We start from the raw sequence: 13,106 nt of genomic DNA, 5'->3' as shown, positions 1-13,106 counted from the left end.
CGACTCCGCTCTATTTCACTTTGACGAAGGTCGGCTAGAACGATCAATCTGGCATGGACCTGGTTCGGTGATCGCGAGAGTTGGTATGTCACAACCTAGCCAGAATTTCAGATAACTCGGGTCGTTCGAGAGCGTCCGCGGATTACGCTGTGACGGATGCGAAGAGCAGGGGTGGAGGCAAACATGCGGCTTGTCATTGCGGCCCTACTGGTCCTCGCGAGCCTCGCAAGCGCAGCTATGTCCGGGATCGCCGTGGCCCACGCTGCCGGAGACAGCGACTATCTGATGCTGCTAAATCGATACGGGTTCGATGTGTCCACCGTTGAGAGCCAACAGTTGACGCTCAAACTCGGTCACGCCATCTGCAACGACCTGCGCAGCGACGCCACCCCTCAACAAAAGCAAGCGATGGCCTTTCAACTCGGTGCGGCGAGCAGCGTCATCGTGAGCGCCGCCCAGCTCGAGTTGTGCCCCGACACCATTTCTGAAGCGCAGGCCGGTGGGCGGTGAATTAGAAGGGACGCATAGAACAGCGCACGCCCTTGGGGCCGTCCTGCTTGTCGACAATGGCCCCGTCGACCAAGAGTTGGCAGTGAAACATCGGCGTGCCGGGTTCGTGCCCGGTACTGGCGGTGAAAAACGCCCACTGGAAAGGGTTCGCCAGGTCCAAGTCGTAGGTCCACGGGGACCCGGGACCGACATCAGCTTGGACATTAGGGACGAAATCGTAAGGGTTGTGACTGTAATCCGAAAAGACCGACGGCTCTTGGTCTAGGTAGTAGATATCCGCGTAGATCGGGTTGGAAGCGGTCAGCACGTATTTGACGTGATGCATCACCGGCTGGTCGTCCGCTTGCGCCGCCGCGGTAGTCGGTATCGCAGCCACGATTGCCAAAAGCATTGCCGAACCGATGCCCAGGGCCGACCTTCTGGTCGTCACTCGCTCCTCCGCTCCTCAATGCAGACCAGCGCTGTCACGCATCCCGATACTTCCGGTGATTGTCTCACCGGCTCTCATGGTCCTACCGCCTTTTTGCGAACCAAACCGCTCTGGAGAGGCCCTCAGCCGGGCGTATCGTCGCGGTGCACCCAGCGCAGGGTTCTGTTGACCTGTGCACACTTGAGCGGGGTTCCGTCAGGTTCCTGCGCCGACTGATCCATCGCATCACACGCCAGCGCGACCTCCCGTATACCGACTAGGGGCCCGGTCGGTGTCCAAACGCTCGCCAGGTTGCACACGTACGTCCTGGAGTTGGAATCCAAGCCAAAGACGTAGAAGTGGCGGGACTCGCAGGGCAAGCCCGGGACGACGTCACGAGCCACGTTCGGCACACAGTCCGCCGCGTCGCAAAACGCCGACGCCTTCCCGGCGGGAAACATCGGTGCTGCAACCAATAGCCCTGTTATAGCCGCAAGCGCCATGAATCCGCGCAACTCTACCTTTCTTGGGACTTGAGTCGGTTTTCGACGGGCGAAAGAGTCGAGGGCCATAGAAAAACAGTAGTTCCAGCGTCGCTTCTTGAGAACCACAATAAGTAAAGTGTTCGCGGAGACGGCGACATCGCTTTTGAACCAAGTAAGCGCTGACTCACCTGACGTGACCGTCGCCGTACGCGACTTCGGCCTAGAGCGAATGAAGCGGCTCAATAGCCTCGGCATGCAACATAGTCAGGCTGTTGCCCTGACGCGCCACGGGTTTCGCAACTCGATCTATTAGGCATGAGACTAGTATTTCTGCACGCCAGCATCTCTAACGCCTCGCTCGACGACTCCCCGATTCGTAGCGGCAGGAGATGATAACGTGGCTCTCCTAGACCGGCCGAACGGTGAGGAGGTCGCATGCTGACTCGGCGTCGAGGCGATCAGTCGCAGTCTGCGCGCCGAATCCGGCTCAGCCAGCATCGCCCTTCCACGTCAGCGGTGAGCGGTGGAGCGGTTCACTATTTTGCGCCTCATCGTTCACAAGAGCGGCGCCCCTTGTGGGTTGGTGAGTTTTGAGCGCCGGCATCCGTGAAAACGCTGCTGATAAGAAGTCGAATCCGGTGACCGAGGACGAAACGCCGAGCACCCCTGCCGAGATGCGGGCGCTGGCCGAGCAGGCGGAGGCAGAGGCCGCTGAGGCCGAGGCTCTCGCAGCTGCCGCCCGCGCCCGAGCTCGCGCCATTCAATTGCGCCGCCAGGCGGAACTCGCGGAGGCCACGGAAAAAGGCCAGTCACAAGTTGCCGAAACTGCCGAGAAAGAAACCGAAGTCATTGCGCGCGAGCGCGAGATGGAAGACACTCCGCAAAAGAGCCAGGTGGAACGTACTCCGCAAAAGAGTGAGCCGGAGGGTGCCGGCGCTGCAAGTGTCGAGACCGACGAGAGTGCGACCGATGCCGTGGTCGAACGCGAAGCCGATACGGAGCCCGGCGCTGGTTCCGACGTAGCGGTGGACAAGCCGGCATGGTATCGACGTTGGCGTCGTCCCCGACTGTCCACCACTGCCGCAATTCTGGCTATCATCGTTATTCTCGCCGCGTCCGCGGGCAGTGTCTATATGGTGCTGGAGCATCGTGACGCGGCGCACCGTCGCCAACTTGCGGCGGAGTTCGCTGCAGCGGCGCGGCAGGGCGTCGTCACGCTGACATCGCTAGACTTCAACAACGCCAAAGATGGAGTGCAGCGCATCCTTGATGACTCCACCGGCTCGTTCAAAGACGACTTCGCGAAAATGGCAGGCGATTTCACGAAGGTGGTAGAGCAGTCGAAGGTGGTCGAGCGGGGGACCGTTCAGGCGGCGGCGGTCGACTTGGACTCGATGACAGACGACTCGGCGGTAGTGCTGGTCGCATCCACCTCAGAAGTTACCAATGCGGCGGGCGCCAAGCAGGATCCGCGTAACTTCAGGTTGATAGTGACGCTGGCCCGCGACGGCGATCAGCTCAAGATGTCGAAAGTCGAGTTTGTGCCGTGACAGCAGAAGAAACGTCGCTGGCCGAGAAAACAGCCGGCGCCGAGGCGACCGAACACGTCGAGACCGCAAAGCCGGGGCGGCGGGCGCGCATCACCGGCCGCGTGAAGCAGCTGTCACGCGATAAGGTGCTTGCTGCACTGCTGGCATTGCTGGTCGTGGCTTCGGCGACCTTGGCGGCCTGTTTGCTCTACTTCCAATATCTACCGGATAGGGACACCGATGCTGCGGCGGCCAAGTCCGCAGTCACCGCGGCCAGTGACGGGACCGTCGCGGTATTGTCGTATTCGCCAGACACTCTCGACCGCGACTTTTCTTCGGCCAAGTCTCATTTGACCGGTGACTTCTTGTCGTACTACAACAAGTTCACCGAGCAGATCGTCGCTCCCGCTGCCAAGCAGAAGTCCGTGAAGACGAATGCGGTCGTGGTTCGCGCCGCCGTGTCAGAGTTACATCCGGACTCTGCCGTCGTGTTGGTATTCGTCAACCAGAGCACGGTAAGCAAGGATCGGCCAGAACCAAGCTTGACCTCAAGCAGCGTTTTGGTCACATTGACGAAAGCTAATGGAAAATGGCTCATTTCGTCGTTTAACCCCGTCTAGGGCGGCGACTGAAAGGGGACGGGCGCCACACCTAGTCATATTCGATGTGCGCCTGGAGGTCTTCAGCCGGCATTTTCGGGCCGGCTGCCACTACGCTACGTTCTTCACGTGGGCATGCTGGACCGATTTCGGGATCTGGTCACCGAACGGCGACGTAGTCCGGTGGCGCCCAGAGAAGCGCACCGAAGGAGCGCAGCCAGAGTATCGATCCGATATGCGGGCGCACTGGTATTCGCTCATCTCGTTGCCACCACCGAGATCCTCGTGATCGCGGTAGCGCTCACCGGTCATACAGCCGGCGCAGCACCCGTTCATTTGAGCGCCAAGAACGCGATAACAGCGATAGTGCTGGTTGTGGCGGGAACCGTCGCCGTCGCGGTGGGCGCAGTCATGACGATTGCTCCGTCACTTCGCTGGTTTATCCCCGGGCGTGAACCTGATTCGAATCAACGTCGTATGGCGATGAAGATCATGCGTAATCAATCGGTGATCCTCGCGGCGATATGGGTTGCCGGCGGCGTGATCTTTACCCTGCTGGACCTCAACGGCGGGTTCATAGTTGCAGTCTCGACCGGCTTAGCCGTGTTATTCGGTTGGTCTGCTGCGACGGGCACCGCCGTTCTGCTCACGCAGCGTACTCTGCGTCCGATCATCGCTGCTGCCACCACAGAGGGTTTCGAGGGCTTGGTGGCAGCACCGGGCGTGTTGGCGCGACTGATCGGCATGTGGCTGCTGAGCAGCGCCCTTCCCAGCGCGGCCATTGCGGCCCTGATCTTTCTGCGATCACTTGGCTGGATCATCCACAAAAACGCGTCGGTCGAGATTCCGGTGTTGGTGCTGTCGCTTGTCGCTGTGTTCCTGGGCCTGCGGGGGGTCATCCTTGTCGCCAAGTCGATTTCAGACCCTGTTCGCGACGTCGTGAGCGCGATGGCGGAGGTCGAACATGGCCGAATGAGCACCTTCGTCGACGTCTATGAGCGCTCCGAAATCGGCCGGCTACAAAGAGGATTCAACCGGATGGTCGCGGGGCTGAGCGAACGTGACCGGCTGCGCGACCTTTTCGGTCGACACGTCGGTGTGGACGTAGCTCGTCGCGCCGTGGAAGAAGATGGATCGCTTACCGGCCAGGTCGTGGAAGCGGCGATCCTCTTTATCGACTTGGTGGGCTCGACACGGTTGGCCGCGAGCCGTCCACCTGACGAGGTCGCTGAGCTGCTCAACAACTTCTTCCGGATCGTGGTCGCGGAGGTGGACGAAAGGCACGGGTCGATCAACAAGTTTGAAGGCGACGCGGCGCTGGCAGTGTTCGGGGCGCCGCTGCGGCTTGATGGCGCAGCATCGGCTGCGCTGGAAACAGCACGCGCGCTGGGCACACGGCTGCGCGAATTACCCTTGGTGGACTTCGGCATCGGTGTCTCGGCCGGTCCGGTCTTTGCCGGCAACATCGGTGCCGAGAACCGCTACGAATACACGGTGATCGGTGACGCCGTCAACGAAGCGGCGCGACTAGCCGATCTCGCGAAAAGTACGGATAGGCGAATACTGTGTTCAGATGCCGCTATCGCTCGCGCTGACTCGACGGAGTGCGAGCATTGGGTACCGCAGGGTTCCACTGTGCTACGCGGCCGCTCGGATACCACCCACGTCTCGGCGCCAGCGGACGAAGGTCCTGATTAGGTGGCGACGACAGCCAGACTGCGGTCCCAGAGTTCGCGGGCTAGCGCCGAATTGTTCGCTGCCCGATTTGGTTTCGCGGCCTTGTGCCGGGAGTAGTACTCGCCCGATAGCCAGTCGACGCCGGGTGTGCTTGACGCCAGCCAGACCAGCTGGTCGGCTCCTTGATCCGCGGTCGCGGTAAACCAGCGTGTCGGGGTATGCCGCATGATGGCAATTGTCCGCGATCCTGACGCGGGGCCGAAGTTGGAGTCGACATAGCCGGGGTGAAACGCCGCAGCGGATAGCCCAGCATCGTGGTATCGCCGGTGTAACTCTTTGGTGAACAGAATGATTGCCAGCTTGGTGAGGGCATAGACCTTGCTGGGCCGGTAGCGCTTAGTGTTCTCCAGGTTGTCGATGCTGACTTTGCTGAGCAGCTTCTGTGACGCGCTGGAAGTATTGATGACCGAGGCGCGGGAATCGACCAACAGATCCAGTAGCTGCGTGGTGAGCAGAAACGGTGCCAAATAGTTGACCTGATAGGTCTTTTCGTACCCGTCGTCTGTCAGTTGAATTTTGGCTGTCATTGCGCCGGCATTGTTGGCCAGCACGTCGATGCGCGGATATTGCGAGCGCAACTGTTGTGCCAATGTTCGCACTTGGGCCAGATCGGCGAAGTCGGCCACGAAACAGTCGGCATCCAGTTCGGTTGCCACCGCCTTGGTCTTGGTCTCGGACCGGCCGATCACGACAACGTTTTCACCGGCGTGACGCAAGCGACGCGCCGCTGCGGCGCCGATGCCGTCGCTGGCGCCCGTGATAACGATCGTCTTGCCCGGCATTGTCGTCCGGTTTCGTCAGTCGGTGAGCACCGGTAAGCGCGCCCATCCACGCACGCTGGCGGTATGGGCTCTGACCGCGTTGTCATAGTCGACCTGCCAGTCAGGCCAGCGCTTGAGCACCTCCTCGAGCGCGACGCGCGCTTCCATGCGTGCCAGCGCCGAACCGAGGCAGAAATGCAACCCGTGCCCGAAGCTCAGATGAGAGCCGCTGTGGTGGATGTCGAATCGCTCGGCGTCGGCGAAACGCCGCTCGTCTCGGTTAGCTGACCCGTTCAGTAACAACATGATTGAGCCCGCGGACACGGTTTGACCGTAGTACTCGACGTCGTCGGCGACGTATCGAGCCTGTACGGGCGATGGCGCTTCGAATCGCAAGACTTCCTCGATGGCCTGCGGAATCAGGGAGCGGTCGGCCGCGATTTCGCGACGCTGATCGGGATGATCAGAGAGCAGTTGGCCGATGAAACCGATCAGCCGTGTTGTGGTCTCGTTTCCGGCCCCGGCGATCGTGCTGGTGTAAGTGAGCACCTCGGTGCGGGTCAGTCGTCGGCGGGTGCCATCTGGTTCTTCCACTTCGGCGTTGAGCAATTCGGTCATCAAGTCGTCGGATGGGTGTTCGGCACGCCAATCGATGTACTCGGCGAATATTTCATAGGATTGCTCGAAGTTGCTGGAGTCGAAGGCCGGCTTGCCCTCCTTCAAAGTCAGCAGACTGTCGGTGCGCTTGCGGATCATCTCCTGGTCCTGCTCAGGAATGCCCACCAAGTAACCGATCACGCGCATCGGCATCTGGGCGCCGAGGTCTTTGATGAAGTCGAACCGGCCGGAGCCAACGTGGGGATCGAGCGCGCGGACACAATATTGGCGCGCCAACCCCTCGACGGCTTCCATGCGCCGGGGAGTGAAAACCCTTGACAGCAGTCGCCGGTGAAGATCATGCACAGGGGGGTCCTCCCACAGAATGATCCCTGGCGGAATTTCCGCCCCACTGAGCAGCAGGTCGGCAGTCGTTCCCCGGCCGGACGGGAATCGCTCCCAGTCGTTGAGCGCAGGCGCCACGTCGGCATAACGGCTCAGCGCGAAGAAGTTGAACCTCTCGTTGTAATACAGCGGTGCCTCGTCGCGGAGCCGTTTCCACACCGGGTAGGGATCGTCGTCGATCTCGAAATCGAACGGGTCGTAGTAAATACCGGTAGTTTCGGCGCGTGTCATGCCTGCACCCTTTCTGTCTGCGGGGGCTTGCCGGGTTGAACCGCCACGTTTTGGGCCAGCGCCGGCACCACAGCGTTGGCAACGCGATTCAGGTATGGCCATGCCAGATGGGGTGGCAGCCCACCGCACAGCGGCGCCAAAGTCAGCATGCCGCCGTTGCGCCCGTGGCTGATGGCTTCGGCGACAGTGAAGATCCGGTGCGAGCGGGAATTGGCGCGGAGCTCCTCAACGGTGTGTACGTCGGCGATTCCGGCTGAGGTCTCGTTGCCCGGATTCCAGTCGGCGTACGTGCGCGCGTCGTGCAGTAAGTAAGGGCCAAGCTCGCGCCACGCTTCGTCGATATCGTCGGCCACAAAGCACACTGCAGGCGTGTCGCGGTCGGGCAACAACGTCATCCCGGGCGGGTGACCGTGCGCGCGGCAGGCGGCTTCGTATGTTTCTTGTGAACCAGGAACATTGGCCTGAGCGAGGAAGGGCAGCCCGTACTTTCCGGCGCGCCGGGCGGCGGCCAGACTGCCACCTCCCCACATCAGCATCGGACCTCCAGCGGTGTACGGTGCCGGTGTCACTTTGATGCGGCGTCCGTCGCGGTCGACCACCTCACCGGCAAGCAACCGGCGAAGCAAGTCCAGCTTCTCGTCGGCGATGCGTCCGCGCCCACGCATGTCCACCCCGAAGTGCTCGTATTCTTCCCGCCGGTATCCCAAGCCGAGAATGTAGGAGACGCGGCCGCGGCTGATGATGTCGAGCACCGCCATTTCCTCAGCCAGTCGAACCGGGTCGTAGAGCGGGAGAATCACCACCGACGTGATCGCCAGACGCTCGGTGCGGGCGGCAACTGCGGAGGCCAGTATCAGCGGCGTCGGCAAGTAGCCGTCTTCGGAGCCGTGATGTTCGCACAGCACCGCGCCGAGGCAGCCGCGAGTCTCGGCCCACGCGCACATGTCGATCGCGGTCGCGTATAGCTCGGTCGTCGGCGCGCCCATGGCAGAGGCGCGCATATCGAAACGCATCGAGAACATTTGCGACCTCCGCCAGCTGGAATGCCGGCACCAAGTAGGATTTAAGCACTCGCTTAAAAGTGCTGAGCATATGCCTAACATGCTGCGTGTGAGCGGTCAAGACTCGGTAAGGTCGACATTCCGATGTCGTTCAATTACCGCCCAGTAGGAAAGGATTACGCGTCACGATGGCATCGCCGCGCCGAATTGGCCCCTCGGACGCGAAGACCCGCACGATCCTGTTGGACGCGGCTGAGCAGTTGATGCTCGACGAGGGTTGGGCGGCGGTGACCGGCCGCCGGGTGGCTGAGAAAGCCGGTCTGCGGTCTCAGCTGGTGCATTATTACTTCCACAGCATGGATGACCTGCTGTTGGCGGTGTTTCGCCGTCGCGCCGAGCAAGGCTTCAAGGCGAACACGAAGGCGTTGAGCTCGCCGCAACCGCTGTGGGCGTTGTGGCGGATGTTCAACAATCCGCCGTTCAGTGTGTTCACCATGGAGCTCTTCGCGTTGGCTAACCACCGCGCTGAGCTGAGAACGGAGCTCGCCTACTATGCCGAGCGGTTCCGCGACGAACAGACAACGACTTTCGCCAATGTTCTCAAGGGTTACGGGGTTGACACGCAGCAATTGCCGCCGGTGGCCGTGGCGTTCCTGTTGACCGGTGTGCAAGGTGTGCTGTTCATGGAAGAGACGCTTGGCATCTCAACCGGCCACGCTGAGATTGTCGCGCTGGTCGAGCGTTACCTGCGTCAGCTCGAGGGCGATCCGGTCGTCCCGTGATGAGCCAGATCCGACTAGGTTCGGTTTCACGCCATGGGCCTTTTCCGGGACGGCTGGATGCGAATTGCATTGCGGCATATGCAACAACGACCGGCGACACGACCGCCGCGGTAGTTGCGGGAAAAGCCGTGCCCGTCGTCTTTCCGGTCATTTTGGCTTTCGGCGCCCAGCAGGCAGCCAACGCGGACGTTCCGGCAACTGCGTGGGAGCAGGCGCGTGGCGGTCTGCACGGCGAGCATGACATCGTGCTGCATCGTCCGCTGCTTCCCGATGAGCTGCTGGACACCTGGTCGCAGATTTCAGCGGTGCGGACGATCCGCGCAGGCACCCAAGTGGTGCTTCGCATCGAACAGTTCGATGCTCAGGGTGAGCTGACGGTCGAACAATGGTGGACCACCGTCCTGCTCGGTTTGCAGTCGATGGCCGATGCGGGATCGGTGCCGCGCGATCACCGTTTCCCCGATTCGGCGCGACGCAATCCGATCGGCTCGGCGACTCAGCACATTGATGAGCGGGTGGCCCACCGGTACGCCGAGGTGTCCGGCGATTGGTCGGCGCATCACTTCGATATCGACGCGGCGCGTGGGAGCGGCTTCGATTTCTTGTTCACGCATGGCCTGTGCACCATGGCGATATGCACGCATCGTGTCCTCGGCCTTGTCGGGGTCGATGATCCCGGGCAGGTCCGACGGGTGGCAGTGCGGTTTTCTTCGCCGACACCTCTTGGTACCGACTTGACCGTGAATGCATATGGCATTGACCGGCATTCATTCGCTTTCGAGGCGAACAGCGCAGGTGTAAAGACCATCACTCACGGACGATTGGAGCTGCGACGATGACGGGTTTGGACATCGGTGTCTATGTGCCCCAGATGGGTTTCTCCTATGACGATGTCCTGCATCGCGCTCGGCGCTGCGAGGAACTCGGTATCGGATCGGTGTGGCTGTACGACCACCTGTACGGGCCGGGGGTTCCCGAGATTTCTTCCCTGGAAGCCTGGACCCTGGCCACCGCACTACTGAGCCGTACCCAGCGCATCCGCGTCGGACACTTGGTGCTGTGCAACCAGTTTCGCCATCCAGTGGTGCTGGCCAAGATGGCCACCACACTCGACCACATATCGGCTGGCCGATTGCAGCTCGGCATCGGCAGCGGCTCCATTGAAGATGAGCACACCAGGACGGGCCTGCCCTGGGAGACGTTCGTCGAACGGTCCGAGCGCTTGGCCGAGGCGCTGGAGATCTTGACCCAGGCGTTCGGCAATGGCGTCGTCGATTTCGCCGGCAAGCACTACACGGTGCGCAACATGCCGATCGTGCCGCGACCCGTTCAACAGCCTCGTCCACCGGTGATCGTCGGGGGAGTCGGCGAGAAGTACACGCTGCCCTTGGTTGCGCGCTACGCCGACGTGTGGAATGTGCCGACCTACGCGCTCGGCCAGCTTGAGCACAAACTGTCGGTGCTGCAGTCGATCTGCGATGATATCGGCCGTGACCCCGCCACGATTATGTTGTCGGTGGAGGCGGTGATGGCGCTCGCCCCCGAAGAGGAGACACTACCGAAGATCCGTCAGATCGCCGAAAAGCGCTTCGGTGCACCGGGTTTCGGTCTACACGAAGGCGGGCTGATCGGCACGCCGCAGGCGATCGTCGAGCGCCTAAACCAACTGCAAGAGCTTGGCTTTCAGCAAGTGGTGCTATTCACCCATGACCGGGCATCCGACGAGACGCTGGAATTGCTCGCCTCGAGGGTGATCGCCAGCCTCTGAGGCGCCGTGAGGGCAGTCGCTCAGTAGTGCCTCCGCGACACTTAAACGTCGGCGGCGACACGAGGGACGTCGCAGCGGTTTAAGTCTCGCGGAACCGGTGATTGAGAAGCGGTCCCTTACCCAGCCGGCGTGAACGTCAGGTGTAATTCGCTGAGCCCGCGCAAGATGTACGTCGGCTCGTAGTTGTAGCGGCGCTCGCCGGCCGGACCGTGCTTTTCTTCGTTGACCTTGATGTCGTGCATCCGGTCCAGAATCCGCTCGATCGAGACGCGACCCTCCACCCGGGCCAGCGGACCGCCAGGGCAGGAATGCACGCCGCGCGCGAACGCCATGTGCTCGCGGACATTTCTGCGGTCGAGCCGGAATTCGTGCGGGTTGTCAAACCGGCGCGGATCCCGGTTGGCTGCCCCGGGCAGCACCATCACGATCGAGCCGGCGGGAATGTCGACACCGGCCACCGTCGTGGGCCTGCGCGCCAGCCGCGAGTCACTTTTGACAGGGCTCTCGAAGCGCAGTGACTCCTCGATGAACGCGGGAATCAAACTGCGGTCCTGGCGCAGCCGTCGCTGAATATCCGGGCGGTCGCCGAGCACCTGCAGCGCGGCGGACAGCAGCTTGGCGGTGGTTTCCTGTCCCGCGGCGAACAGGAAGGTGGCCGAGCGCACCACTTCGATGACTTCGGGGGTCGATCCGTCTGGGTATTTCGCCGTCGCCAGCGCGGTCAGCACGTCGTCGCGCGGTTCACTGCGCCGGTCCTCGATGTACGCGCAAAACTTCTCGTCGAGCCACTCCAGCGGGTTGATGCCGACCGACTGGTGGTCGAGCGCACCCACTCGCGCACCGGGACGGTCGGCGCCCAGCACGGTGCGGAACTGCTTGTGGTCTTCCTCCGGAACACCGAGCAGGTCAGCGATGACCAAGGTGGCGAAGGGCTTGGAGTATTCAGCGATGAACTCACATTCGCCCTCGGCGAGGAACTCTTCGAGCTGGCGGTCGGCCAGACGCCACATGAAGTCCTCGTTTTCCTTCAGCCGGCTCGGCGTCAATAGCCGGCTCAATAACGACCGTGCCCGGGTGTGATCCGGCGGGTCCATGGTGACCATGTGCTCGAACATCGGGAACTGGTCGCGGTGTGCCTCGATCTGGGCGCTGAGATCGTTGCAGTCGGGTTCGAAGGGCAGCGGCGGGAACGGGCCACCCAAAGCCACACAGTTGGAAAATGTGTCGGTGTCCTTGTATACGGCGGTGGCCTCGTCGTAGCCGGTGACGGCGAAGACGTTGTAGTTCGGCAGCTTCAGAACCGGGTTTATGCTGCGCAGATAGTCGAAGTAGGGGTGCGGATCGGGGACCAGAGACGGGTCGGTGAAGAAATCGACCGATTCGAAGGTGGTCATGCTCTGTCTGCCTCCCGATGCTGCGGTTGGTTTGTCGACGGCGATACACAACGACGCCAGAGTAGGTAAGGTGCTGAGCACCTGCTTAGCATGGCGCTATTGTCATGGTCAAGGTCACACGGTGGGGCGCCGCTACGATCGGCGTGTCCCTCGAGCGAACGGAGTCGACCTATGACATCGGCGCGGCGAATTGGGGCCCCGGACGCCAAGAACCGCTCCGTCCTGCTTGACGCCGCCGAGCAGTTGATGCTTGAGGAAGGTTATGCCGCAGTTACTTCTCGCCGAGTCGCGCAGAAGGCGGCGCTCAAGCCGCAGCTCGTTCACTACTACTTCCGCACAATGGACGAGTTGTTCTTGGCCGCGTTCCGCCGCCGCGGCGAAGACGGGCTCCGGCTACAAGCCCAGGCGCTCCGGTCGCCTCAGCCGCTGTGGGCGCTGTGGCGGTTCAGCACCGATCCAGCGGCGACCGCGCTGACGATGGAGTACGTCGCGCTGGCCAACCATCGCAAGGCGCTCAAGGCCGAAATCGGCTACTACGCTGAGCGTTTTCGCGAAGAGCAAACCAAGGCAGTGGCTACGGTTCTGGAGCGTTACGGCATGGATGCCGCCGAGGTGCCGCCTTTGGTGTGGTCAGTGCTGATTACGAGCGTTTCGCGGGTGCTGGTGATGGAGCAAGCGCTTGGCATGTCGCTCGGCCATGCCGAGACTGTGGCGTTCGTCGAGCGCTATCTACACCAGTTGGAGGGTGACCCACAGCCGGGCGATGCCGTAGCGGCGCGCTGATTCACTGGACTCGCAAGGCTTACTGTTTTGAGTAGCCCCACATCTCCGCTGACGTTCGTTCGCCGTTCGGGTAGGCCACGAACTCGATTGGAGTGCCGTCGGGATCACGGACGAA

The 13,106-nt window shown here is 61.8% G+C and carries 13 protein-coding genes; 8 read left to right on the top strand and 5 right to left on the bottom strand.

What is annotated here, in order from left to right; all coding sequences use genetic code 11:
• The first annotated feature begins 183 nt into the window (after window positions 1–183).
• On the top strand, window positions 184–510 hold the full coding sequence (locus tag VFA16_RS02440; RefSeq protein ID WP_324966284.1) for a DUF732 domain-containing protein: 327 nt from the start codon (window positions 184–186) through the stop codon (window positions 508–510).
• A gap of 1 nt (window position 511) precedes the next feature.
• On the opposite strand, the gene VFA16_RS02435 is transcribed toward VFA16_RS02440, so the two are convergent.
• On the bottom strand, window positions 512–901 hold the full coding sequence (locus VFA16_RS02435) for a hypothetical protein (RefSeq protein WP_324966287.1): 390 nt from the start codon (window positions 899–901) through the stop codon (window positions 512–514).
• Window positions 902–1,994: 1,093 nt separating this feature from the next.
• Between VFA16_RS02435 and VFA16_RS02430 the strand changes: the two genes are divergently transcribed.
• The 3 genes from VFA16_RS02430 (at window position 1,995) to VFA16_RS02420 (ending at window position 5,230) form a co-directional block, all read left to right on the top strand.
• Complete coding sequence (locus VFA16_RS02430) at window positions 1,995–2,954, top strand: hypothetical protein (protein ID WP_324966283.1); 960 nt, start codon at window positions 1,995–1,997, stop codon at window positions 2,952–2,954.
• Complete coding sequence (locus VFA16_RS02425; protein ID WP_414687618.1) at window positions 2,951–3,553, top strand: twin-arginine translocation pathway signal; 603 nt, start codon at window positions 2,951–2,953, stop codon at window positions 3,551–3,553. The genes VFA16_RS02430 and VFA16_RS02425 overlap by 4 nt, the downstream gene beginning before the upstream one ends.
• Window positions 3,554–3,778: 225 nt before the next feature.
• Window positions 3,779–5,230 carry an adenylate/guanylate cyclase domain-containing protein gene (locus tag VFA16_RS02420; RefSeq protein WP_324966285.1) on the top strand — a complete coding sequence of 484 codons (1,452 nt, stop codon included), beginning with the start codon at window positions 3,779–3,781 and terminating at the stop codon, window positions 5,228–5,230.
• On the opposite strand, the gene VFA16_RS02415 is transcribed toward VFA16_RS02420, so the two are convergent.
• Genes VFA16_RS02415 through VFA16_RS02405 form a run of 3 tightly spaced genes read right to left on the bottom strand, consistent with a single transcriptional unit; the run spans window position 5,227 to window position 8,285 of the window.
• Window positions 5,227–6,051 carry an SDR family NAD(P)-dependent oxidoreductase gene (locus VFA16_RS02415; protein ID WP_324966282.1) on the bottom strand — a complete coding sequence of 275 codons (825 nt, stop codon included), beginning with the start codon at window positions 6,049–6,051 and terminating at the stop codon, window positions 5,227–5,229. The genes VFA16_RS02420 and VFA16_RS02415 overlap by 4 nt on opposite strands.
• Window positions 6,052–6,066: 15 nt before the next feature.
• Window positions 6,067–7,263 (bottom strand): cytochrome P450, encoded by a 1,197-nt coding sequence (locus tag VFA16_RS02410; protein WP_324966281.1) that lies wholly within the window; start codon window positions 7,261–7,263, stop codon window positions 6,067–6,069.
• A complete protein-coding gene (locus VFA16_RS02405) occupies window positions 7,260–8,285 on the bottom strand; it encodes an LLM class flavin-dependent oxidoreductase (protein WP_324966280.1) in 1,026 nt (341 codons plus the stop codon). The genes VFA16_RS02410 and VFA16_RS02405 overlap by 4 nt, the downstream gene beginning before the upstream one ends.
• A 167-nt stretch (window positions 8,286–8,452) precedes the next feature.
• Here VFA16_RS02405 and VFA16_RS02400 point away from each other — a divergent pair, with 167 nt between their 5' ends.
• The 3 genes from VFA16_RS02400 to VFA16_RS02390 all read left to right on the top strand — a co-directional run bounded on the left by VFA16_RS02400 (window position 8,453) and on the right by VFA16_RS02390 (window position 10,814).
• A complete protein-coding gene (locus tag VFA16_RS02400) occupies window positions 8,453–9,046 on the top strand; it encodes a TetR/AcrR family transcriptional regulator (RefSeq protein WP_324966279.1) in 594 nt (197 codons plus the stop codon).
• Between the two features lie 128 nt (window positions 9,047–9,174).
• Window positions 9,175–9,885 carry a MaoC/PaaZ C-terminal domain-containing protein gene (locus tag VFA16_RS02395; RefSeq protein ID WP_324966278.1) on the top strand — a complete coding sequence of 237 codons (711 nt, stop codon included), beginning with the start codon at window positions 9,175–9,177 and terminating at the stop codon, window positions 9,883–9,885.
• Entirely contained in the window at window positions 9,882–10,814 is a 933-nt protein-coding gene (locus VFA16_RS02390) for an LLM class flavin-dependent oxidoreductase (RefSeq protein ID WP_324966277.1), read from the top strand. The genes VFA16_RS02395 and VFA16_RS02390 overlap by 4 nt, the downstream gene beginning before the upstream one ends.
• Before the next feature lie 116 nt (window positions 10,815–10,930).
• Here VFA16_RS02390 and VFA16_RS02385 read toward each other — a convergent pair whose 3' ends face one another.
• Window positions 10,931–12,208, bottom strand: a complete 1,278-nt coding sequence (locus VFA16_RS02385; protein ID WP_324966276.1) for a cytochrome P450 — start codon at window positions 12,206–12,208, stop codon at window positions 10,931–10,933.
• A 171-nt stretch (window positions 12,209–12,379) separates the two neighbouring features.
• On the opposite strand from VFA16_RS02385, the gene VFA16_RS02380 reads away from it, so the two are divergent.
• Window positions 12,380–12,991 (top strand): helix-turn-helix domain-containing protein, encoded by a 612-nt coding sequence (locus tag VFA16_RS02380; protein WP_324966275.1) that lies wholly within the window; start codon window positions 12,380–12,382, stop codon window positions 12,989–12,991.
• Window positions 12,992–13,106: the final 115 nt, after the last annotated feature.

The sequence above is a fragment of the Mycobacterium sp. genome (assembly GCF_035653355.1).
Lineage (GTDB): Bacteria > Actinomycetota > Actinomycetes > Mycobacteriales > Mycobacteriaceae > Mycobacterium.
This window is presented reverse-complemented; position numbering and strand designations above follow the sequence as displayed.